Below are 23,561 nucleotides of genomic sequence, written 5' to 3'. Positions count from 1 at the left end.
GTACTCTAGCTTTCTTGTTCCTCCTGAACGGATACAATCTGCTGATGCTTATTCCGGTAATCCGTTGGATTCTCCCCTGTATACTTCATAAATACTTTCGTAAAATACCGCCGTTCCGCGTAACCAACTCCCTTGGCGATCTGCGCAATGCTTTTCATGGTATCGGCCAGCAGCGACTTCGCCTTCTCCATCCGTTCACGGGTTACATACTCAATAAAAGTCTCATTATAGGTTTGTTTAAACAGCAAGCTGAAATAGGAGGTGCTTAAACCGACATGGGATGCGGCCTCTTCCACGCTCAAATCCCGGTACAAATTGCGGCTGAGGAATGATTTGGCTTCCGCCATCGAACGTTCCGACTGCTTCTTCTTATCCGTCGATTTCTCGGCAACCGCCTTGGTCACCTGCAAGATAACCGACAGCAAATCCTTGATCCCAAACCGCCGGTCAAGCTTCAGCCACAGCAGATCTTCCTGCTCGCGCGAGAAAATGCCCATTTCCTTCGTCTCCCGCATCAGGTTCAGCACGAAGAAATGCAGCATCGGCTTGAAGCGTCCAAGCGAGGTTTCGTTCATGCGCTGCAGCTGTGTCGTCAGCCGTTTGAGCTCATCGTCAACAACCGTTGTATCGCCGCGTTTAACCGCTCCGATCAGCTTCTCGGATGTATCCCAGAACGCCTGATCTTCCCTCGAAGAGCCTACACGGTCATCCGGGTAGACAGCCGTCTGCTCTTGAACAGGAGTAAGCTGCATCCCCTGCTGAACCAGCTTATAGGCTTGCGATAAAGCCGTTACATCAGCGTATTCCCGGTAAATACCCGCGTATAACGACAGCTTGACGTGATTTTTCACCGCAGTGAGCAAAAGCTCTGTCCATGCGGTAATCTGCTTCAAATCATACGGCAGCGATTTCTCGCACTCGATCAGCACACACCATTCGCCGTCGCGGATCTGAATAACCGCATGATGAAGACCATTCTGCTGCAGCCTCTCCCGAAGAACATTACATACCGCGAAATTCCACAGCTTCCGCTCTTTATCCGACCATTCGCGCCAATCCTTCGTTCGCTCCGAGCTTACATCCAGATCAAGCACAATCAGCACATACCTTTTATCCAGCTCCTGCTCTTCCCCGCTAAACAGCCAGTTGCCGCTTGTCACTTCCGTATAATCCATCAGAATATCGTATAAAATCTTCTCGCTCGCAAGGTCTATCATCCGGCCGATCTTCTGCTGCTCCTCGCTTTGCTGCTTTTTCTTCTGACGCTGATTGGCCATTACCCGGGCAATAACTCCCGTTAATTCGTCATAAGGGATAGGCTTTAAGACATAATCCTTCACGCCATATTGGATAGCAGCCCGGGTATATGCAAAATCCTGATAGCCGGACAGCATAATAATGTCGCTTTCCGTTCCTTTTTCCCGAATATGCCGAACGAGTTCCAGTCCGTCCATCACCGGCATCCGGATATCACATAACACAAGATCAAACGATTCAGACTCCAGAAGCTCAAGGGCCTCCATCCCGTTTTTCGCTGTTCCGCCAACGGTTAAGCCAAGCATCTCCCATGGAATAACCTTCTCCAAATTACGGGTAATGTGCGGTTCATCATCTACGAGCAATACTTTGCCGTTCATAATCGTTCACCTCTGTTTTTCGGAATGGTGCAGCGAATAACTGTGCCATATCCTTCTGCGCTGCAGATCCTTAATCCGTAAGATGGACCATAATGAATGCGAAGGCGATCCGCTACATTGCGGAGCCCCAGTCCCCGCCGTTCTCCAAGCTCTGCGGCATTACGCCGTTTTCCGCTTGGCAGCTGCTGATTCCTTTCGGCGAACTTTTTGAGCGTCTGCTCGTTCATGCCATGTCCGTTATCGCTGACCATGATGACCACTTGATGAGCTTCGACAGAGACATCAATCGTAATGATGCCTGCTCCGTCTTCCAGCCCTTCAAAGCCATGCTGGATACTATTCTCTACAAGCGGCTGAAGCGTCAGCTTGAGGATTGAATAGTCAAACGCTTCTTCCGATACATTCAATTCATAAGTAAATAAGTCCTCGAACCGGTACTTCTGAATTTCCAGGTAACTGCGTACATGCTCAATCTCCTGGCTGAGGAAAATTTCTTCCGTATGATGCATGCTTGTGCGCAGCAGATTGCTTAAACGCCGCACCATCATCATAATCTTCCCGCCTTCATTCTGGGCAGCAAGCGCATTGATGGACTCCAGTGTATTAAACAGGAAATGAGGCTTGATCTGCGCCTGCATCAGCATCATCTCGGCATGCTGCTTGCGCTCCTGTTCCGTGCGCACTTCGGTAAGCAGCTCGCCAATCCGCTCCACCATGCTGTTGAAGCTGTTGGCAAGAAGCACCGTTTCATCCTTCCCCTGCGCATTTACGCGAATATCCAGAAGCCCTTGCTCAACAAGACGCATTTTGCGGACAACCTTGATAATACTTTTGGCTACGCGGTTCACGAAGAAGATATTAAATAAGATCGCGGACAATAGACAAAGAATCGTTATCATGCCAATCCATTGGACAAAACGTTCATTCTCATTCGTTAACGAATCCCATGATTTCACTGATACCAGAACCCAGCCGTTAAACCCCAGATTATAGGAAGAGACTAGAGCGTCATCTCCGTTAAAGCGCAGTCTGGAGCTTGAATAATCCGTCGTATTCTGAGGAAGCTCGCTCGAGTAATCCGCAATGTTCGTCCCCTCGAAATGCTTGCCGCTGTCCAGCATGACAAGTCCTTCGGTGTTCACGATGACATATCTGGCATTCGGGCCTTCCGCCTCCGGATTCAGGAAGGTATTCAGCATCGTATAGACCTCTTCGGTCTTATACTGGGTAATCATGAGGCCAAGATCGGCAAGCGTTTCGTAATCTTTGACAAGCCGGAGCTGGGTAAATAACGGCGGCTCAACCCCCGTCAGCTCCTGATGCTCATAAGGGCCAATCCACTTCGGACGGCCGCCTAACTGAATGGTTTCATTATAGAGGGGCTGATCCTTCAACGCTTCGAACGCAATCGGCCGAAACGTCGTTGGATCATTGCGGAAGGCGCGGAACATCGTTCCATCCATGGCGTACAGCACCACGTAGCTGACAGCCGGATGCTGGAACAGAATCCGCTTCATTTCCTTTTCCGATTGGTTGATGGCAATCAAGGTGCTGGCATCATCTCTGGAATAATATTTACTGTAATTCAGCGTATCCTGCACCTCGGAGCTCGTTAAATTACCGTCCGAGAGCTGATCAAGCTCCTTGAAGAAGTACTTGATATTTCCTCCGACGGCCTTGAGCGATATCTCGGTCTGCTCGCTGTATTTCTTCTCCAGAACGGTTTCCGTATTAAGAAAAGACACGATGCCAAGTCCGATCATCGGAAACACGACCAGAAGGATAAACGCAAGCATCAGTTTCGGTCTCAAGTTCATCTAGCGGGCCCCTTCCAATCGTCCTTATCCCTTCACGCTCCCCGCTGTCATGCCTTCGATAATTTGCTTCTGCAAGAAGAAGTACACAACAAGCACCGGTATAATACTCATGATGACGGCAGCGGACAATGCGGCAAAGTTCGTGCGGTAGCCGTCATTAAAGCTTGCCATACCCGTCGGCAGCGTGCGAAGCGATTCGGATGTTATAAATAATTGGGATAAAATGTATTCATTCCAGTTGCCGATGAAATTCAGAATGGTAACCGTAACAAGCGCCGGCAGAGAGATCGGCAGAACGACTTTCACGAACAATCCGCCCGCCGAAAGCCCATCCATAATCCCCGCTTCTTCAAGTTCACCGGGTATCGATAACATAAAAGCATAAATAATAAATACGGTTATGGGCAATGCATATGTGCAGTATACCAAAATAAGGCCGAAATGCGAATTGTACAAATGGATGCCGCCAAGGCTCATTTGCTGGATCAAACGGTACAGCGGAATGAACAAGGCGCCCGGCGGAACAAGCAGTCCGAACAGGATAAACTGGTACACCGCTTTGTTCATCCGGGAGTATTTCATACGGGCTAACGCAAACGAAGTCATCGCTGCGAACAGCAGGGTAACCAGGCAGGCCACAATCGTAACATAGAAGCTGTTCCAGGCATAAAGACCGATCTTTGCCGTTTCCCACGCCTGCCTGTAGTTATCGAAATTGAACTGCTTCGGGAATGCCCACGTGTTAACCGTAATCTCGCGGCTCGTTTTGAACGAAGACATGAGCAGCCAGACGAGCGGGAACAGACTGGCAACGATATATACAATCAGAGAAAAATGAATCCAGAACTTTCCTTTGCGAAAACCTGTTAATGCTGCATTCATTAGTACTGCACCTCCTCATGCTTCGTCAGTTTTTGCAGGATGCCCGTGAGCACGAGAATCAGAATAAACATCGTTACGCCAATCGCACTGCCGTATCCAAGCTCCATTGAGCGGAAGCCAACCTTCAGCATGTACGTGGACATTACTTCCGTGGATTGGAATGGACCGCCGTTCGTCATGATCTGAACGATATCAAGCACTTTCATCGTACCGGACACCGTAAGAAGCAGCATAACGAACAATACAGGGCGGATAAGCGGGAGCGTAATCAGCCAAGTTTCCGTCCAGCCATTTATGCCGTCAATCTTTGAAGCTTCTACGATTTCCTTCGGAATGTTCAGAATCGCAGCGAGACAGAGAACAATAAAGAAGCCGATGTTCTGCCATGCGTTCGCAATCAGGATCGAGAGCATCGCAAGCTTTGGATCCGACAGCCATTCACGCGCCCAGCTGTCAGGAGCGACTAAACGGATGAACTGGTTGATAAGACCCGAATCGTAGTTGTACAACACGCCAAACAATATAGCCACCGTGGCTGTCGAGATAACGACAGGAACAAATACGGCCGACTTGTAGAAGTCACGCATACGCCCAACCTTACTGATCAGAATCGAGATAAGGAAGACGAGCGGAATATTCACAACTAGGGAGAACGCCATAAAGTAGAAATTGTTCGCAAGCGATTTCAGGAACACATCGTCTTTCCACAGCCGGGTGAAATTGTCCACTCCGATAAACACTTTTTCAGTAATGCCGTCCCATTGAAAGAATCCGTAAACAAACGATACGATAACCGGATATACAAAAAACAAAGCATACAATACAAGCGTTGGAATAATGAACGCGATGTACGTTAATGGATTTTTGAGAGCCTTGTTCATAACTTCGCCTCCTGCTTTCCTGTAAAAAAGCTAAGGTTCACTAAAAACCTTAGCTTTTTCCCCTTCCTATTTCCCTTGCCTGTGAAGTAGTTTCGGATGTTCTCACGCCGCACTAGCGGAGCGGAAGTATCATTCTGGAGAAATGAAATGTTCGCTTTTGCCACCCGAATTTCATCCGCTATGCGGATTGTAATGAAGAAATTCGGTGGCAATGGCGATCGGAAGAATGAAACTTCCGCGCTACTTCGCAGCGTTAGCTTTGTCCTGTGCGGCCTGAATATCCTTAGCTACCTTCTCAGGCTTGCTCACCTTGCCGATCAGCTCTTGCAGACCTACGTTAACAACAGCGCCTACAGCAGGTTGAACGATGGCGTCATAAGCTTTCCAGGAAGTCGAAGCGTTTGCCATGACCGTCAGTACTTCAGAGATCAGCGGGTCTACGCCAGAAAGGTCGGACAGCTTCATGGAAGGAAGTACTTTATCTTCAAGAAGCGTGCGTTTTTGAATTTCTTCGCTATAGAAGTTAGTGATAAATTTCTTAACCATTGCAACTTGATCTTCGTTCAGATTAGCCGAGAAGCCGAAGCCGTTCGAGTACGATGCATTGATCGACGTTTGGTCGCCTGCGCCGCCTGCGATCGACGGGAAGTTGAAGTAGCCGATTTGACCTTTCAGGTCGCCTGCTTCTTCGCCTGTGAAGCGGCTGGCATCCCATGTGCCGGTGAATACCATCGCTGCTTTGCCGGAAAGCAATTGAGCACCTTGGTCGGCATAAGCAAGACCCAGTGCACCTTTTGTGAAGTAGTCGCGGTTTACAAGATCCGCATAGTCGGTGAAGCCTTTAACAAAGCCTGCATCCGTCCATTTGGTTTCGCCGGTAACGAGTTTGTTGATGGCGTCGATGCCGACGTTGCGTTCCATAACCGTGTTCCAGAGCATGCCGTTTACCCAGCCGTCTTTTGCTGCCAGACCGAGCGGCGTGATTTTTGCCGCTTTGATTTTGTCCGAAACTTCAATCAGCTGATCCCAGGTTGTTGGAACGGAGAGACCCAGATCGGAGAAGATTTTCTTGTTGTAGAAAATACCTTCCGAGTAGCCGCCGAATGGCAGGCCATATACTTTGCCGTCAACCGTAAATTCGTCGAGGCTTGCGAATTTGTCTTTAATGCCAAGCTCTTCAATGATTGGCGTCAGATCAAGCATGCGGCCTGCTTTTACATACAGGTTCAGGTCAGCGCCGCCGAATACTTCGAAGATATCAGGCGGGTTGCCTGCTGTCATTTCCGCTTTCAGCTTTTGATCGCGGTTGACGACTTCGTCGATCCCTTCCAGCTTGAAGGTAAGACCAGGATTTTCATCTTGTGTTTTCTTAACAACATCCTCGAGAATTTTAAGGCGGTTTTTGCTCGTCTCTTTAATTTGCGTATGGCGAAGCGATAAGGTTACATCCTTTGCTTCCGGACTTGGCGTTGCTTCCGTTGTAGCTGCCGGCTCTTGCGAAGCTTCCGAGCTTGCAGGAGTGTTGTTGCCACCGTTATTGTTTGATCCGCAAGCAGAAGCGACCATGGTGAATGAAGCAAGTAAAGTGGCGATGAGCAAAGTGCTTTTTTTCATTTAAGAAGACCTCCTCGATATAATGTTGCTTGTTTGCCTTGCACCCTTATTATAGATTCCATCATTCAATGCTCGGGAGGTCGAAAATAAGCCCGTTGAGGGATACAATTCTATTATTTTTCGAAACAGGGATAAAAAAACACAGCCTCTCGGGTTACTATTTCCGACAGACTGTGTAATGTTAGGTTACATATTACTTACGCATATCCTGAATATGAGCTCGTATTGCCTCATAAAAAGCTCTCCACTCTTCATTTCCTTGTACAGAACCTGACGTCTCCTGATCGCCGCTCCCCTTATCTGGCTGATTAGGCTCAGGGGAACCGGTATGGCGTTCGGTCATCGCTTTGGCCCATTTGTCCTTCTCCTCAGACATTTATCCCCCTCATCCCTTTAACCAGTTTTTCCGGAGCGCGAACAGCTCCTTCAGTTCATCCGTAGACAGCTCGGTAATCCATTGCTCCGACTGTCCTACCACCTGCTCGTTAAGCTGCTGCTTGCGGTCAATCATCTCATCGATCTTCTCCTCAAGCGTGCCAAGCGTAATAAACTTGTGGACCTGCACCTTCTTCGTCTGCCCGATCCGGAATGCCCGGTCTGTCGCCTGATTCTCGACAGCCGGATTCCACCAGCGGTCGAAATGGAAGACATGATTGGCCGCGGTCAGATTAAGACCGGTACCGCCCGCCTTAAGCGACAGAACAAATGCACAGCACGGCTCTTCCGGATTCTGGAACTTCTCGATCATTTCATCCCGCTTTGCCTTTGGCACGCCGCCATGCAAGTACGGAACCTGAAGCTCCAGACGCTCTTCAAGCAGCTTCTTGAGCTGCTCGCCCATATCCACAAACTGTGTAAAGATCAGGCAGCGCTCTCCTTCGGATGCGATTTCCTCGACCATCTCAAGAAGGCGTGCTACCTTATTCGAGCGGTTCTCATCCCACTGCTGGAGCTGGCGTTCCTCACCAAGCATGGCCGGATGGTCGCATAGCTGCTTAAGCCGCGTAAGCGATGCAAGAATTAGGCCGCGACGCTGCATCGGTCCAAGCTTATCCAGCTTCTCCAGCAGGTCTGCAACAATATTTTCGTAGATCGCGCCTTGCTCTGTCGTTAACGTCAAGTAAGTCTTCGCTTCATTCTTGTCCGGAAGCGACAGCTGAATCGCAGGATCCTTCTTCACTCTGCGGAGCATAAACGGCTTCACCCACCGCTGCAGACCGCTGATCACCTCTTCATCGCGGTTACGCTCGATTGGCAGCACAATCGCTTTGCGGAACTCCCCAATGCTGCCGAGATAACCGGGATTAATAAAATCATAGATCGACCACAGCTCGGTCAGCCGGTTCTCCATCGGCGTACCCGTAAGCGCAATCCGGTGATTCGCAGGCAGCGCGCGGATAGCAGCCGACTGCTTGGTATATACATTTTTTATATTTTGAGCTTCATCCAGGCATAAGGCATCCCACTCGATCTGATTCAGCTCTTCTTCATCAATTTGGGCAAGAGAGTAGGACGTGATGACAATATCGGCATCCTTGATCGCTTCCCGGAGTGCCTCGCCTTTTTCCCTCTTCGGTCCATAATGCAGGTAGGCCTGAAGGGTTGGAGCGAACTTCTCCAGCTCCTTCTCCCAGTTGCCAATGACCGAAGTGGGGCAAATCAGAAGAGACGGCCCGCGGCTCTTGTCTCCGTGCTCCTTCACATAGGACAAATACGCCATGAACTGAATCGTCTTGCCAAGACCCATATCATCGGCAAGTACGCCGCCAAGACCAAACCTTCTGAGGAACAGCATCCAGGATACGCCTTGCAGCTGGTAAGGACGAAGGGAGCCCAGGAAGCTGCTTGGCACTTCCACCAGAGGAATCTCGGCCGTATGCTGCAGCTGCTCGAGCCATCTCGTTAAATGATCATTCAGCTCAACCTCAGCGCGGAGACCAATGGATGCATCCTCACCATCTTCCATTACAGAGCCGCCTAGCAAATGCATTTCCATCACATCACGGAACGACAGCCCCGTACGCTTGCCAACCCGCTTCATCCAGTCCCGGATCTGAGCTACATCCTGCGGATCCAGATGGACCCACTCGCCTCCGATGTTCATCAGCCTGCGGTTCTCTTCGGCAAGCCGCATGAACTCCGACTCCGACAAGTCAACATTGCCAAGCGCCATCTTCCAGTCGAATTGAACAATCTGATCCAGGCCAAACATTGGCTGCGCATCCGAGCCAACCGAAGACTTCATCTTCGCTTTCAGCCTCAGACGGCGAGAACGGACGGCTTCCCACCAGCTAGGCAGCAGCACAGGACAACCTGCCTCAAGCAGCTTCAGGCTCGCCTTCTCCATAAAGAACCAGGCATCATTATCCGTGAGCTGCCTTCGCAGCTGCTCCGGATCGACTTCATCTCTCCAGTCCGGCAATACAGCGAGCCACTTGCCGTGCTCCTTCGCTAGTCTGGCTTCGAGATGAGGTGTCCAATCTTCCGGCAGCGGTCCATCCTGTTCAAATAAAGCCTGCCATTGCCCTCTATACGGCACAACCGGGATCCACGGGCCGCCGTTTCGGTCCTGCAAAGCCGGCCGAAGCTGCCAGGTCGCGCCTTCTACCGGCTCCGCCAGCTGAAGGGCAACCTTAAACGGCATCGTATCTTTATGAAGACCAAGGGCAATCAACCAGTCCTCTTCATCCGACGCCTTATGCAGCAATACGGATTCTCCGCCCGCTGCTGCGGCAATTTTGCGCCATGCCCCTGCGGCATGATCATTTTGCGCGAGAATTTCTTCAACGGCTTCGCTTAGCCATTGGTCCGCGCCAATTATATTGAATTCCCGTACCAGCCGATCCCATTCTGCCTGAAAATCTGCCTCATCAGCGGGAACTTCAAGCCTCCAAGCCCTCCGGTACTCCGACCAGCCGCTCCAATCAGGCTGGAACCACCCCTCAAGCAGCGCCTGACGAAGCTTGCCTGCCATATGCATCAAGCCTTGCACCCGGTCCGTCCATTCCACCTGCAGCAGCCGTACATGCTGCGGTGAGGATAAATAATCGACAGCGAGAAGCGGAGACAGCTTTAGCGCTTTCCCGCCCTCCGTATCGATTTCTTCTATTTCCGCACCATACCAGGAAGGCTGATGCCAGGCAAAGAGAACCTGCTTCAGCCTTGCCGGACTTTCAGCACGGTCTGCTGCCGCCAGCAGGATGGCATGTTCTTCTGCTTTATCGCCTTGCTTCCAGTAGCCGTCCACGAGTAATGTCCGAGCGCCGATGAATGATTTCATGTTACGATTTTTCCTTTCCACAGCTCTTCCTGAAACGCGCGAAGCCGTTGATACTTGCTTACAATGCCAGCAATATAACGCTCCCACTTATCCGCTTGCTTTTCGGCTTTATACAGCCTCTCAAGCTTTTTCAGTTCTTTCACTGCAAGCCGGTAGCCCTGCCGGTTGCGTGAATTAATGGATTCCTCAATCGACTGATGATAAAGCGGGATCATCACGCTTGGCGCAACCTTCGCAACCTCACGCACATTCTGAATGCCCAGATCATCCGGCTTCATGCCAATAAGCAGCTGCAAATCCGCCCATTCCTCGTATTTCTTTACAGCCAGCCAGTGGTCCGACAAATCGGAATAGGAGTGGGGCAGCATCTCCACCATATACCGGGTCCAGCGGGGTTCATCCGGCTGATCGGTATCTGCTCTTCTGCACAAGGTCATGAACGGACCAATCGTCCTCGCATTTTTCACCTTAGAAATATGCTCATGCAGGAAGCTCATCCAATGACCGATAACATCCCAGTCTCCCTCTTCGAGACGCTGCGCGACGCAAGGATAGATCACCTTCTGCGAGCGCTGGAAATCCGTTCTGCCGAAATGCGCCAGCGCCGCTTCATCATTCCTTCCGAAGAAGCAGAGCATCGCAGCTGCCGTATGCACAAAGGTCAAATTAACCGGCTCTCCCGGATCCCGGTGCTCTTCCTTCGTAATCACATCCAGCTCATGCTCATACCACTCGGTATTTTGCGACATCCGCTCGCATATCGCCAAATAAATATAGGTCCAGTCAAACAACTGCTGCTCGTTTTTCACTGCTTTGCTCTTCGCATAACCCGCCACGTAATCCAGCCAACTGCGGACTTGGCCGGTTACCTCTGACGGCTCAAGCTCAAGCGCCAGCGTATAGTAATGCTCTACCCATGGCTCCGCCATGCGCAAAAACGACATTTCATGATAATAACGGCTGAACGTATCGACCGTCTTGATGGCCTGCTCCGCCTGATCGAGCACAAATAAAATAACGCTCATCCAGTGCAGACGCTGGCTCCGTTTGTCCCAATGCTTCGTTGTTCCCTTAAGTGCCGACAGAACCGGCTGCAGGGAATGAAGCGAATGACGGCAGCTCCGCCAAGTCTCGCCGTACTCCGCCTCCATCCACAATCCCCATTCTTCCGGCGGGGCATCATCGGATGGCTGGACATGCCGGCCGCTAAACTTCGGCACACTTACCGTTACCGACCGCTGCGGTTTCTCCTCAACACCCAGAATACGGTCATAAGCAGCTTTCGCCGCGGATTCCCCGTCCAGGCTGTGGCAATAAGCGAAATAGACAGCCGCCATATGTTTGCAATAATCATTAAAGGGACAAGTACATTTGCTGTATCGAAAATGATCCGAGTCAAGCAGCACCGAATAGACATCCGACCCCTGCACGGCGCCGTATAATGTCTCTTCATCGGCCTGCTTGACATTCAGCACCTGGCCGCTCCGATAATAATCCCATCCGCGGCGAATGATTTCTTCGTTCAAATGCTGCCCTAGACTGTGTTCAAGCGCTGTATGAAGCTTATTATCAAGACTTGCCAAGATCGTTCACCCGCCCTCTTCCGTTCACCTAGCATCTTATTAGTATACCACAAAAAATGCCCCCTCTGAAAAGACAAAAGCAGCCCATTTCGCTCCTGAAGAGGAAACGGACTGCTGAATGATAAGGCATTATTAGTGCGGGATACGAATATAGAACGTAATTTTGTTCTCGATCTCTGTGTTCACCTGAATGGTTCCCTTATATTGCTCCGTAATCGACTTAACGGTATACAAGCCCAGCCCTTGGTGGGCATCATCCTTGGTCGAGAAGCCTGCTTCGAACAACGGCTTTTCCTTGATCTCGTGTGCATTCGCACAGGTGTTACTGATGCAGAATTCGATAAAGCCGTCCATCTGGCTTCCTGTCAGCTCCACCTCACGGCATTCCTCGCCGTATTTCATAACCTCATCAAACGCGTTATCGATCAAATTGCCAAGCATCCGGTTCACATCCAGCGTCTTGATCCCCATTTCCAGCCGGTTAAGTCCGCTGAAAGAGCAGGTAAAGGCAATCCGGCAGCTTTCCGCCTGCGAAATTTTCGAGCGGATCAGCGCCGCAATCGCAGGGTTGCCGATATTGATAATATCGTTCATGAGCCGGATTTCGCCGGTAAGCTCTTTCGTATAAGCGACAAGCTCCTTGGATTTGTTCAGCTCCGCAAGGGAATGGATCGTCTGAACATGATTCAGGAAGTCATGCCGCTGCGCCCGTATCGACTGAAACATGCTATTGATCTCATCGACATAAGTCTGCTGCGTTACCACAACGACCTTCTCCCGGGACTGACGGAAATATTGCATCGCAAAGGCAACAATAAGAATGCTGATACCCGTGACCAGGAAGATTACGATCGCGATGTTCAGAAACTGGCTGTCCAATCTGTCCTGAATAACCTGATAGTCGGAGACCAGAGAAAGCACATAGCCATGAATCGGTTCGCCATTCTCATTGACAAGATTAACTTCATCGCCGGTCGTGACCGGAATAAACATTTTGAGCACATGCTTGCCGTCGATATTCGCTTTGACAGAAATATTTTCACCTGTATTATAGGCTTTCCGTACATACTCTACATCTCGATCAGACTTATAACGGTACGTTCCATAAAAGATATCCTTCTGCAGCAAATGTCCTTGAATTTCACCGTCTTCATTCACGGTGTCAAAGGATCCTTTGCCAAAGGTCATTGGATTAATAACGGTCGCTTCCAGTAAAGAATCACTGCTGCCGATCGATTTATCTATCAGTTCATTAATACCTGTCAGCTTCTCATATTCAGCCAGTGCCGTGTAATTGACGTACGGATCAATAATATAGTTGGTCGTTCCGTCGTAATAATATCCCCACTTGTAGATGCTGTCCGGGTCCGTGGAAGCGACCTCAAACGGTCCGCTCCAAAAGTTAGGAAGCGCCTGGCCCAGCCAATCGATGCTGACCTGCTTATTATCAAACAACTGATTAAAGGCGACATACCAGGGATCCCAGGTTTTCGTCCCTTTGCCGAGCTCGTTCTCATCCGAGGACTTGTACAAGATGATATTGTCCTCTGTTCTCTTCAACAACGTAATATGTTCGACACCCAGCTTAGCGCTTAATTCCTTAAGCTGTTCATTCGTAACCTTCTCCACGTCCGGATCCAGCGCATACTGCGCCGCAATCGAAACAATCCGAAGCTCCCGTCCGATCTGATCCTGGAACTTCTCGGCACCAAGCCGGGATTGCTCGACAGAAAATTCGATCTGCCTTGCAACAGCCCGCATCTCATGGTTAAGCGCATCTTCCAACGTTTTTTTGGTCAGAAAATAATAAGCAGCATTGCTGAGTAAAACGATGATAACGCTCAAGCTAATCGCCATGAGCCAAGTATTGCGCGGCATATGATGCTCCTTTAAGCTCTCGTAATGTACTTCGATTATGGATGATTTTCACCGAAACAACAATATGGCTTATAGCAAAACAAACAAGAAGTTCTTTCCATCACCCGCGGGTCTTCCTTATAAAGAGACGCAAAGCCCATTTACGCTCCACACGTTTCTTGTACCGCGGCAGGGACCGGTAAATCCGGAGTCCTTCCCGAACGGCTTCCATCGCGTCTTCTTTGCGGTTCATCTGCTCGTAAATGTCGGCGAGTCGATAGTAGGCCTCACAGGAGGATGAATGAATATCCTGAAACGCTTCAATATAGGACAGGGCTCTCTCCGCGTCATGCTCCGAATAATAAGCGGCCAGCCTTAAATAAGGAGCGCCGTATTTCACCCTCGGATTAAGCAGCAACGCCTTGCTCATGGCGGCTTCACCTGCCTCCGATTGTCCGGTCTGCATCAGGCATAGGCCAAGATCATCCCAATACTCCGCCGATTCATCCAGCATCTGCTCGAGCGGCTCGAGCAGGCTCAGTGCTTCCCGGTATTTCTTCTTTTCGATCAGAATCCGGGCAATCTCCACCTTCGATGACGTGTCGTTAGGGGACTGCGTAATATGCCGTTTCAGCTTTTTGAGCCGGGAAGACCGGCGAATCGGCTTCAACAAGCTTGGCGTTAAACCAATAAATTTGCGGTCCAACACATATACAATAAATAAAATAGCTAGAATAGCAATAATCGGATTTCCAAATATCCAAGTAAAAAAAACGAATAATAAAAAGAGTTTTCCCATTGGAGCCTCCTAAAAAGAATGGGCACACAAATTGGCCGTATCAGGCCAATTGTGGCGATTCTTACTTCGTAAGCATAAAAAAATCAGTATTATAAGGAGCTTTTTACACAGCCTGTTTGGTGAAATTTGTATTTAATAATCTTAACATAACCCTATCGGCTTGAGAAATAGATTTCACCGATTACCTTATGTACGAAAAGCATCAGGGTTTATTACAAGATATTCTCCCCACGGTCCAATTAACATTAAAAAAAATGGACGGAATGATGATTAGCACAAAAAAAGAGCAGTCCATACAGCCATGTTACACGGCTGTACGGACTGCTCTTTTTTTTGCACTAACTTTATTTGCCGGCAGGTTTACCGGTATAGCCCGCGATCCTCCGCTTCCCGTACCCATACCTGCATGAAACCCGCATCTCTGTTGTCCCAGGCATAATAAGGGATAAGTTCGAGTGGAAGGCCCGCCTCTGTTCTGCCTCGCAATATCGTTACTCCGCCAAGCTGGTCTCCCGTGTACTCGGCAACAAACGGCTCCGTTGCTTTTACGGCAAAGCCGTCGTAGCTGAGTCCTTCATTCCCGACTTGTTCCATGCAATACACGACCGGGCCGCGCTGGAAGGCGATCCGTCCCCGGTTTGCTTCTACCTCTTCGCGGGAACGCACCGCGGCTACCGGCATATCCAGCGCAAGCTCCACGGTATCGCCCTTGGACCAATGCCGCTTCAATACGAGATAACCGTTTTCCGCCAATGCTTCGGCTCCTGTTACCGGTTCGCCCTGCGCCAGAATCCGGTAGCTTCTACACCAGCCCGGCAGGCGAAGCCGTAATGCAAACTCGTCTGCCTGATCCGGGGACAAACGGATTTCAACCCGCCCATCCCAAGGATAAGCCGTTGACTGGGCGATTTGCACGCTGCCGCCGCCCGGTAATTCAACCTTTGTCTCACTGCTCAAATATTGGTTCACCGCAATGCCGTCTGCCGATCTTGCATACACGTATTGGCCGATTGACGGCAGAAACCGCGCCAGGTTCGTTGGACAGCAGGAGGTGTGGAACCATTCCACCCGGTGATGCTCCCCTTTGGAAGCCAGCGGATTGACATAGAAGAACCGGTCGCCGGAGAGCGAAATCCCGGACAATGCCCCGTTAAACAGCTCCCGCTCCACGATATCCGCATATTTTCCGTCGCCATGAAGCAGATTCATCCGTTGATTCCAGAACGCCATCGCAATCGCCGCGCAGGTCTCGCAATAGGCCGATTCGTTAGGCAGGTCGTAATCATGCGTAAAGCCTTCATTATGAACGGATGGTCCAATGCCGCCGGTCAAGTACATGTTCCGTTCAACCGTATGCGCCCATACCCGGTCAAGCGCCTCCATATAAGCCGGATCTCCGGAGGCAAGAACCACATCTGCCATCGCCGTATAGAGATACATCGCCCGTACGGCATGCCCCTTCACTTCACGAATATCCCTGACCGGAACATCATCCTGGCAATACGCCGGTCCCCAGTCCTCTTTATCCCAAATCGCGCCAACCCCGTGACCGTGTCCGCGTTCCTCCAGCAGCCAGAGCGCAAGCTTCCAGTAACGCTCCTCACCTGTCGCGCCAAAGAGCTTCACAAGCGCCAGCTCGATCTCCTCATGTCCTTCTGCCCAGTGACGCTTGCCCGGACCAAAGATCGAGTCATAATGATCCGCCAGACGGCAGGCGACATCAAGCAGCTGGCGCTTGCCTGTTGCCTGGTAATAAGCAACCGCTGCTTCTATCAGATGGCCGCCGTTGTACATTTCATGCTTCTCCATGTCGGTCCACTTCTGGTCCGGCGCTTCAACCGTGTAATACGTAGATAAGTACCCATCGCTCTCCTGCGCAGCCTCGATCAATCCGATAATCCGGTCGATCTCCGCTTCGAGCTTCGGATCACGGTCCGTCATCAGCGAGTATGCAGCGCCTTCGAGCACCTTGTATACATCGGAATCATTGTAGTACATGCCCTCGTATTTGCCTTCGATGAGCCCGCCCGCAAGCGCAAAGTTCGCGATTCGGTTAGTCTTCTCGCATTGATCGAGACAGACGCCAATCGTTACATTCTTTAGCGTCTCAAGACGCGGCCGCCAGAAAGCGTCACTGATGGATACGTCCGAAAACGGGACTCCCCGCCAGCCTTTTATCACATTCGACTGCTTCGTCATGCTCATTGCTTGTGCCTCCTAAAAGGAATGATCACACAAAAGGCGTAATTCCCGCTATTTATGATGATGCTTGCTTCTTATGCCATAACTTTTAATCGTTATGCTCCTCATCCTTTAAGCCCGGTCAGCGTAATCCCCTCAAGGAAGAACCTCTGTCCGATCAAGAAGACAAGAACGCAAGGCAGTACAACTGCTGTAGAAGCCGCCATCAACAAATCCCACTGCGCGTTATAGCTGCCCTGGAACATCTGCAGACCTAGCGCAAGCGTAAAGCGGCTGTCGCTCTTCAGATAAATAAGCGGCCCCATAAAGTCATTCCATGATCCAAGGAATGTAAAGAGCGCTACAACAATAACAGCCGAACGGCTGAGCGGCAGCAGAATCCGCCAATAGATTTGGAAATAAGTCGCTCCGTCCACAACCGCCGCCTCATCAAAGTCCTGAGGAATCGACATGTAGAATTGACGCAGCAGGAAGATATTAAATATACCGCCGCCGAAATACGAAGGAAGGATGAGCGGATAGAACGTATCGTAGAAGCCAAGCTCCTTCCAGCCGAGAAAGCTTGGAATGAGTGTTACCGCTCCTGGCAGCATCATTGCAGACATCAGAATAGCAAACACCATATCGCGGCCCTTCCACTTAATGCGGGAGAAGCCGAATGCAGCAATGGTACTGGAGACGACTGTGCCGATCAAAACACCGGCTACGATAATAAGCGTATTTTTGAAGAAAGCGCCAAACGGCACGACCGTCATAGCTTCCTTGAAGTTTTCAAAGTGAAAGGGCTTCGGAATCCACTGCGGCGGCATAATGAAAATTTGAGACAGATCCATCACCGAGCTGCGCAGCAGCCATACAAACGGCACGATAAACATCACGGAAATAATCAGCAGGGTAGTAAACCCCGCAGTCAGTTTTAGCCTGGATTCTCTCATTATCTCTCCCCCTCATAATGCACCCAGGATTTCGAGGTTTTGAAGATAAACACCGTAAAGATCATAATGATAACGAACAGCACCCAAGCAAGTGCGGATGCATAGCCCATTTCCGTATCACGGAAAGCCGTTCTCCACAGGTAGAAGACAAAGAACAAGCTTTTGTTATTAGGTCCGCCTTGGGTCAGGATATAAGCTTCACTGAACACCTGGAAAGAGCCGATAATCGTCATGATCGTATTGAAGAAGATCGTTGGCGTCAGCATTGGAACGGTAATATGGCGCAGCTTGCTGTACCAGCCGCCGCCGTCTACATCGATTGCTTCGTAATAGGACTTCGGTACACCAGACAAGCCGGCGAGGAAGATAATAACCGTCCCGCCGATTCCCCATAAAGTCGTAAGCACGACGGATGGGATAACACTGCCCTCTCCGAATAGCCACGAGCTTGTCGGCAGGTGCAGCCATTCCAGAGCGGTATTAAGCAAGCCTAGATCAGGGTTCATCAGCCACAGCCAGATCATCGAAGAGGCAACCGCCGGAACAATACTTGGCAGATAGATAATCGTCCGGAACAGCGAACGACCCTTTAAGTTCATATTCAGCAAAATGGCCAGGAAGAACGAGATGATGATGACCGCTGGTACGCGCAGAATAACAAAATAAAAAGTGGTACCAAGCGACTTGTAGAACAGATCATCTTCACCACTGAACAGCTTTGTATAATTGTCCAGACCGATAAAGTGTGTTGTATCCTTGAATACGTTGTAATCCGTTAAGCTTAAATATAAACTGGCGATCATCGGACCTAGTGTAAAAATGAGAAAGCCGAGTACCGCCGGCGCTGTAAAGAGCAGACCATAGAACAACGCCTTCTTCTCCCGTTTGGAGAATTTTTTCCCGGCTCTTGCCCCCGCTTGCGTCACATCTTTGGCCGTCATTTCCATGCCGTATCCCTCCTGTCTATGAAAGAGGACAACGTTCTTGAAGAGCCAAGAACCGCTGTCCTCTTCTTTCATCCACTACCGCAGACTGTTTACTCGACGTCGCGTCGGCCTTGTACCTGCTGCTGTGCTTTCGCGGCAATGGAATCAAGCGCTTCCTGGGCCGACTGTTTACCCAGCCACACTTTATCGAGAGCGGGATTCACGACATCCATAATTTTGTTGAAATTCTTCACATAAGCGGTTGGTGTTGCATGGCTGTGATTCAGCAGCATGTCAATAATGGCACCTTGATAGCCGGATGGACGGGCAGGAAGATCTTTTGTCCACTTTGCAAGCTTCTCACTGTCGGTATACCAGTCTTTAGGAGCTGGCATCCATGTTCCGTTCGTCAGCATGTCAAGCGATGCCTCCGGATCAAGCAGCGCCTTCAAGAGCTCCCAAGCTTCCTGTGGATGCTTGGTCGATTTGAAGATCGAGAACATGCCAGCTACAACCGTTGTTACTGGTTCTTTCATCACAGGCAGGACACCTACGTTAAAGTTGACCTTGGATTCAGCAAGCGATGAAGTAGCCCATTGACCATCGATAGCCATTGCTACTTTCTTCGTCTGCAGCGCCACGTTTGTCCCCGGGATATTCTTCGACTGCAGAGGAGACGGAGCGACGTGATGCACGTTAATCAGATCAGCAAGCTTTTGAATGACTTCTACAGCCGCTGGTTGATTAAGAGCGAAGGTCTTGCCGTCTGCTGACAGGAAATCTCCACCATTGGAATAGATAAAGTTACTGTATTGCCCCCACCATGTCGGGAGGTTAATACCAAACTGTTTAATATTTTTAGGATCGAAATTCGGATCTGTCGCATTACGTCCCTTATTATCAAGCGTCAACTGTTTCGCAACTTCGACGAACTGATCCCAGGTCCATGCTTTCGAAATATCGGAAGGAGGCGGTTCGATACCTGCATCCTTAAATACATCTGCGTTATAGAACAGTCCGAATGTTTCCGGGCCTGGGCCAATGCCGATAATATTGCCCGGCGCCTGGGAATACGTAATATTCGGAACGATGGAGTCGAGTGTAATCTGCTGATCGTTAGCAAGGAAGTCCTGCAAGTTCAGGAACTTGCCTTCTTCAGCGAGCGGGAAGGCAATCGTCGCAGACTCCATCATCGCTACATCCGGCGCGTCGTTGCCGGCAACCATCGTCGTCAGCTTCGTATCGTAATCACTGCTGCTAATCGATTGAAATTCGACTTTAACGTTCGGATGAGTTTGTTCGAAATTGGCAATGGCCGATTTGTATGCCGCTACCTCTGCCGGTGCGCCCCATCCGGTCAGTTTCAGTGTAATTTTCTCGCCGTTTTTAGTACCTGTTCCTTCACTGTCTGCCGAACTGTTTGTGTTATTACCGGATGAGGAATTCCCATTGGAACTATCAGACTTGGTACAGCCGGACATGACAAGCACAGCTGATAGAACCGTAACCATAAATGCGGAAGAGTATTTCCATCGATTCCTATTCATCATTTTCGAGCCCCTCTCTAATTTCCATCCTCATGGCTCATAGCTGCAGTCTATGATTGCTTTTATTGTAGATGATAGATAACGCTTACAAAACCCGAGCATTTCTAGAATGGTGGACTTTTATTGGGTCTTGTTCGGCAGATGGATCACAATACTTGTTCCCTTGCCGGGAGAGGAGTGAATGTGGATGCCATACTCGTCGCCATAGGCCATCCGGATACGCGAGATCGTATTTTTAATTCCGACGGATGCGGATTCCTTATATAGAATCGCGTCTATCCCTTCCTTGCTGATTCCCCGTCCGTTGTCGCGGATTTCGAAATACCGGCTGTCATCTTCAAACCAGCCCCGTATCGTAATAATCCCGCCTTCATCCATCCCGCTGAATCCGTGCAATATAGCATTTTCCACAAAGGGCTGGAACAGCAGCCTTGGCACCTTATTCTCATACAGCGCCGGCTCAATCTCATAAGCAACCGTGAACTTGCCCTCGAACCGCGCTGACATGATGAAGAAATAATTGCGCATCCATTCCAGTTCTTCCGTCAGATGAACAGCGCCCCAGTCCTTCCGGGACGTATAATGCAGCATATTAGACAGGCAGACGAGCATCTTGCTCAGCTCCGCCTGATTGTTCTCAATGGCTGTCCAGTTCATGATATTAAGGGTGTTGTATAGAAAATGAGGATTCATCTGCATGTTTAGTGCCTGAATCTCCGCTTCTTTCTCTTTCAGTTTAATTTCGTAATTTTCTTTCACCAGCATCGCGATCCGGTCATTCATCCGGTTAAAGCGCTGCGAAAGCAGCCCAAATTCATCTTGGCTCCTTACCTCAACATGAGTCCCGAAATCCCCTTCCCCAACCAAACGCATGGCGCTCATCAGCTTTTTGATAGGGCCGGTAATGCGGCTAAGGATAAAGTACGCAAACAACAGAGCAACCACGCTTAAGGCAATGGCGGTAACCAGCGTCGAAGTTCGGATAATCGGCACCAGGCTGCTTACAAGCGCAGACTCCGGCGTAACCACGATGGACATCCAGCCGGTAATTTCCGACCTTGCGAAGCTGACGATCTGATTATTCCCGTTAATCTTAATCCGCGCTGTACCGTTATTCTTCTCCCTGAACGGATCAACCCAGTCTTCAGTGAACGGTTTTGTAAGCATCGTTTTGTCGCTTGAAGCAACAACAATATTATCCGGATCGAGAACCATATAAGAAGACCCGGCAGGAATGCTTTTCTCAAAGAGTTTGTCCATCACGGTTGATTTGAAGCTGATGGTAAGCACAGGACGTTCTACATCCGGCTTCAGCTTTACAAGCGAGCTGTCCTCCATATGAGAGAAATTAAGCAGCCTTGTGGCAGAGAACAAATAACGGAAGTCGATATTCCCGTCCTGAAGCCATGGCTGATCGAACATCCGGATAAAGTCATACGTCGGATACCAGACCATTTTCCCGCCCGCCCGAACAGCTTCCTTATAGACGTCCGACTGTACCGGATCGCCAAGCGGCATTTGCACGGAGCTTCCGAAGCTGTAATAAGAGGTCCACAGCTGTGCCGAATAGACATCCTCGTTCAGAGAGTAATATTTGCTTAAGATAGCTGAAATCTGACGGTCGGCCGCCAGCAGCTCTTCTTCATTTGCCGAATTGAGATCGTTAAAGATCTGGTATAAGTCTTTGTCCACAAATAGCGCCCGGCTGTTCTGATCCGCGATGCCGAGCTTTGTGTCGATCACATCATTATTTTTCATGACCACATCGAACACGTTTTTCTGCGCCTGCTCGGTTACTACATTGAGACTTGTCCGGTAGAATAGTGAACTGAGCACAAGCAGCGGCAGTGCAATCAGCGTCACATAGCTGAGCAGCAGCCTTTTCCTAAATGTCATGGTGTATCGCCTCCGGTCAATGGACGAGCCGTATGCTTATAAGCTTCCGGGGACAAGCCAACCTGCCGTTTGAAGATTCGGGTAAAATATTTCGTATCCCGGTAACCGCAGCGTTCCGCAATTTCGTATATTTTGAGCTTCCCGGATGCAAGCAGCGCTTTCGCTTCCCGTATCCGCGATTCTGTCAGATGATCAGAGAACGAACGGCCAGTACGGCTTTTGATCAGGGTGCTGAAATAAGACGGATTGAAATGGAACCGCTCGGCTGCCATCTCAAGCGTAAGATCCTCATTATAATGGGTCTGAATCCAGCTTAAGCACTGCTCAACGGCTGCATCACCGCTGCCCTGCTTCCGTTCCGCAAGCGCCTGGTGTACAGCTGCCAGACAGCACAGCAGATGCTCCAGCAGCTCATTGCTCGTGCTGCAGGAAGGAATAGATGTGGAAGCTGCCTCCGTGAGTACGCTTCCAACATGCGGATCAATAATGCCCGAGGTTCTGCTTTTGATCTTGATCAAGGTTAATGCCGCATAATTAATCATCAGCTTAGGATCGGTATACCCTCCGGCTGCCAGAGTCCTGAACGCTTCACGGCACATCTCCTCCGCCTTGTTCAGGGAAGCTTCTTGAAGAGCCTCGAACAGAAGCTCCCCATCCAGCATGTAGAGCGCCTCCTTCGTCTCTTTTGCGGCAAGCTCCTCCGCAGATACAACTCCGTGCCATTCCTCATGGAATGCATAATGCAGGGCCCTCTCCGCCCTGTGATACAAATCCGGAATAGTTTCCTTACCTGCCCTGATAGCCATCCCGTGAATGACCTTGCCATGCAGCTGCCAGGAAGAGGAACAATCCTTCAGCGCGGCAGCAAGCTCAGCTGTGGACAGGCCAGACAATGGTTCGAGCGCGAGCGCAGTAACTAGTCTGCCTCCTTGCTGCATCGTCTGGAGAGGAAATACGCAGACTTGTCCGAATTTCTCCCCGAGCTTTTTTAGCTGCCGAGGCAGCTCTTCCATCAGCTGCGGCGGATGGACTTCCGCGGCCTCCACCATTCTGATATCTGTCAGCAGGAGGGCATTCACTTGCTGCAGCATCGGCCACTCTTCCAACTCGGCACCTTGGTCCCGCTGCAGCTCCCCGATCAGCCACTGATGAAGCATCCGGCTTCGGTAAGCGGATTCAGCATGCTTAAGCTTGCTTCTTATATCAGCGGATTCACCGCGCTGCCTGGCTTCCTCCGAGATCTCCTTCTCCAGCCTCTGCAGGACCGCCTCTACTTTATCCCGGTCAATCGGCTTGAGCAAATAGTCAAAGGCGCCGTGTCGAATGGCCTTTTGGGCATATTCAAACAAATTGTATGCCGATACCATAACGACCTTGGACTGCAGCTCTTCTTCCTTCAGCTGCTGCAGGAACGACAAACCGTCCAAATTCGGCATCTGGATATCGCTTAACACGACATCCGGCCGTTCTTCTCTTACTAGAGCAAGCGCGGCTTCGCCGTCTTTCGCAGTCATAACCTTCGCAGCCGGGCGCATCGATTGAATCATGCCGGCCATGCCTCTTAAGTGCCGCGGCTCATCGTCAACGATCAGTATGTTCATGACCTTCGTCCCTTCCACCCTCTATACAGGCTGTTTTTATATACAGTACTACGCACCTCCTCGCTTGAATAGGGGGATAGTCATTTGACAATATTTACAGCAGC

At 50.2% G+C, this 23,561-nt stretch carries 16 protein-coding genes; all 16 read right to left on the bottom strand.

Going from position 1 to position 23,561, the window contains the following annotated elements:
- Positions 1–5 precede the first annotated feature (5 nt).
- The 16 genes from BM200_RS15305 to BM200_RS15230 all read right to left on the bottom strand — a co-directional run bounded on the left by BM200_RS15305 (position 6) and on the right by BM200_RS15230 (position 23,457).
- Entirely contained in the window at positions 6–1,637 is a 1,632-nt protein-coding gene (locus BM200_RS15305) for a response regulator transcription factor (RefSeq protein ID WP_091187035.1), read from the bottom strand.
- Entirely contained in the window at positions 1,634–3,454 is a 1,821-nt protein-coding gene (locus tag BM200_RS15300; RefSeq protein WP_091187032.1) for a cache domain-containing sensor histidine kinase, read from the bottom strand. Before BM200_RS15300 ends, BM200_RS15305 begins: the two co-directional genes overlap by 4 nt.
- Positions 3,455–3,478: 24 nt before the next feature.
- Positions 3,479–4,336, bottom strand: coding sequence for a carbohydrate ABC transporter permease (locus tag BM200_RS15295; RefSeq protein ID WP_091187030.1), 858 nt, complete (start codon positions 4,334–4,336; stop codon positions 3,479–3,481).
- Positions 4,336–5,217: a carbohydrate ABC transporter permease gene (locus BM200_RS15290; protein WP_091187029.1), complete on the bottom strand. Its 882-nt coding sequence runs from the start codon at positions 5,215–5,217 to the stop codon at positions 4,336–4,338. Before BM200_RS15290 ends, BM200_RS15295 begins: the two co-directional genes overlap by 1 nt.
- A gap of 240 nt (positions 5,218–5,457) precedes the next feature.
- Complete coding sequence (locus tag BM200_RS15285) at positions 5,458–6,831, bottom strand: extracellular solute-binding protein (protein ID WP_091187027.1); 1,374 nt, start codon at positions 6,829–6,831, stop codon at positions 5,458–5,460.
- A gap of 193 nt (positions 6,832–7,024) precedes the next feature.
- Positions 7,025–7,207, bottom strand: a complete 183-nt coding sequence (locus BM200_RS15280) for a hypothetical protein (protein WP_091187024.1) — start codon at positions 7,205–7,207, stop codon at positions 7,025–7,027.
- Positions 7,208–7,216: 9 nt separating this feature from the next.
- A complete protein-coding gene (locus BM200_RS15275) occupies positions 7,217–10,111 on the bottom strand; it encodes a DEAD/DEAH box helicase (protein WP_091187023.1) in 2,895 nt (964 codons plus the stop codon).
- Positions 10,108–11,694, bottom strand: coding sequence for an SWIM zinc finger family protein (locus BM200_RS15270; protein ID WP_091187020.1), 1,587 nt, complete (start codon positions 11,692–11,694; stop codon positions 10,108–10,110). The genes BM200_RS15275 and BM200_RS15270 overlap by 4 nt, the downstream gene beginning before the upstream one ends.
- Positions 11,695–11,826: 132 nt before the next feature.
- Positions 11,827–13,572 carry a sensor histidine kinase gene (locus BM200_RS15265; protein ID WP_091187018.1) on the bottom strand — a complete coding sequence of 582 codons (1,746 nt, stop codon included), beginning with the start codon at positions 13,570–13,572 and terminating at the stop codon, positions 11,827–11,829.
- A gap of 100 nt (positions 13,573–13,672) precedes the next feature.
- Positions 13,673–14,350, bottom strand: a complete 678-nt coding sequence (locus BM200_RS15260) for a tetratricopeptide repeat protein (protein ID WP_091187015.1) — start codon at positions 14,348–14,350, stop codon at positions 13,673–13,675.
- A gap of 360 nt (positions 14,351–14,710) precedes the next feature.
- The gene (locus BM200_RS15255; protein ID WP_245773035.1) at positions 14,711–16,555 is read right to left on the bottom strand and encodes a glycoside hydrolase family 127 protein; all 1,845 of its coding nucleotides are present in this window, start codon (positions 16,553–16,555) and stop codon (positions 14,711–14,713) included.
- A gap of 101 nt (positions 16,556–16,656) precedes the next feature.
- A complete protein-coding gene (locus BM200_RS15250) occupies positions 16,657–17,487 on the bottom strand; it encodes a carbohydrate ABC transporter permease (RefSeq protein ID WP_091187013.1) in 831 nt (276 codons plus the stop codon).
- Positions 17,487–18,434, bottom strand: a complete 948-nt coding sequence (locus BM200_RS15245) for a carbohydrate ABC transporter permease (RefSeq protein ID WP_425434571.1) — start codon at positions 18,432–18,434, stop codon at positions 17,487–17,489. The genes BM200_RS15250 and BM200_RS15245 overlap by 1 nt, the downstream gene beginning before the upstream one ends.
- Before the next feature lie 89 nt (positions 18,435–18,523).
- Positions 18,524–19,963, bottom strand: a complete 1,440-nt coding sequence (locus BM200_RS15240) for an ABC transporter substrate-binding protein (RefSeq protein ID WP_245773034.1) — start codon at positions 19,961–19,963, stop codon at positions 18,524–18,526.
- A gap of 117 nt (positions 19,964–20,080) precedes the next feature.
- The gene (locus tag BM200_RS15235) at positions 20,081–21,856 is read right to left on the bottom strand and encodes a sensor histidine kinase (protein ID WP_091187011.1); all 1,776 of its coding nucleotides are present in this window, start codon (positions 21,854–21,856) and stop codon (positions 20,081–20,083) included.
- On the bottom strand, positions 21,853–23,457 hold the full coding sequence (locus BM200_RS15230; protein ID WP_091187009.1) for a response regulator transcription factor: 1,605 nt from the start codon (positions 23,455–23,457) through the stop codon (positions 21,853–21,855). Before BM200_RS15230 ends, BM200_RS15235 begins: the two co-directional genes overlap by 4 nt.
- Positions 23,458–23,561 lie beyond the last annotated feature (104 nt).

This window comes from Paenibacillus catalpae (assembly GCF_900112695.1).
Classification (GTDB): Bacteria; Bacillota; Bacilli; order Paenibacillales; family Paenibacillaceae; genus Pristimantibacillus; species Pristimantibacillus catalpae.
The sequence above is the reverse complement of the archived record's forward strand: the minus strand, read 5'-3'. Positions and strand labels throughout refer to the sequence as shown.

Coding starts and splice junctions, on each gene's coding strand:
- BM200_RS15305 (WP_091187035.1), bottom strand. CDS start 1,637: ATGAACGGCAAAGTATTGCTCGTAGATGATGAACCGCACATTACCCGT.
- BM200_RS15300 (WP_091187032.1), bottom strand. CDS start 3,454: ATGAACTTGAGACCGAAACTGATGCTTGCGTTTATCCTTCTGGTCGTG.
- BM200_RS15295 (WP_091187030.1), bottom strand. CDS start 4,336: ATGAATGCAGCATTAACAGGTTTTCGCAAAGGAAAGTTCTGGATTCAT.
- BM200_RS15290 (WP_091187029.1), bottom strand. CDS start 5,217: ATGAACAAGGCTCTCAAAAATCCATTAACGTACATCGCGTTCATTATT.
- BM200_RS15285 (WP_091187027.1), bottom strand. CDS start 6,831: ATGAAAAAAAGCACTTTGCTCATCGCCACTTTACTTGCTTCATTCACC.
- BM200_RS15280 (WP_091187024.1), bottom strand. CDS start 7,207: ATGTCTGAGGAGAAGGACAAATGGGCCAAAGCGATGACCGAACGCCAT.
- BM200_RS15275 (WP_091187023.1), bottom strand. CDS start 10,111: ATGAAATCATTCATCGGCGCTCGGACATTACTCGTGGACGGCTACTGG.
- BM200_RS15265 (WP_091187018.1), bottom strand. CDS start 13,572: ATGCCGCGCAATACTTGGCTCATGGCGATTAGCTTGAGCGTTATCATC.
- BM200_RS15260 (WP_091187015.1), bottom strand. CDS start 14,350: ATGGGAAAACTCTTTTTATTATTCGTTTTTTTTACTTGGATATTTGGA.
- BM200_RS15255 (WP_245773035.1), bottom strand. CDS start 16,555: ATGAGCATGACGAAGCAGTCGAATGTGATAAAAGGCTGGCGGGGAGTC.
- BM200_RS15250 (WP_091187013.1), bottom strand. CDS start 17,487: ATGAGAGAATCCAGGCTAAAACTGACTGCGGGGTTTACTACCCTGCTG.
- BM200_RS15245 (WP_425434571.1), bottom strand. CDS start 18,434: ATGGAAATGACGGCCAAAGATGTGACGCAAGCGGGGGCAAGAGCCGGG.
- BM200_RS15240 (WP_245773034.1), bottom strand. CDS start 19,963: ATGATGAATAGGAATCGATGGAAATACTCTTCCGCATTTATGGTTACG.
- BM200_RS15235 (WP_091187011.1), bottom strand. CDS start 21,856: ATGACATTTAGGAAAAGGCTGCTGCTCAGCTATGTGACGCTGATTGCA.
- BM200_RS15230 (WP_091187009.1), bottom strand. CDS start 23,457: ATGAACATACTGATCGTTGACGATGAGCCGCGGCACTTAAGAGGCATG.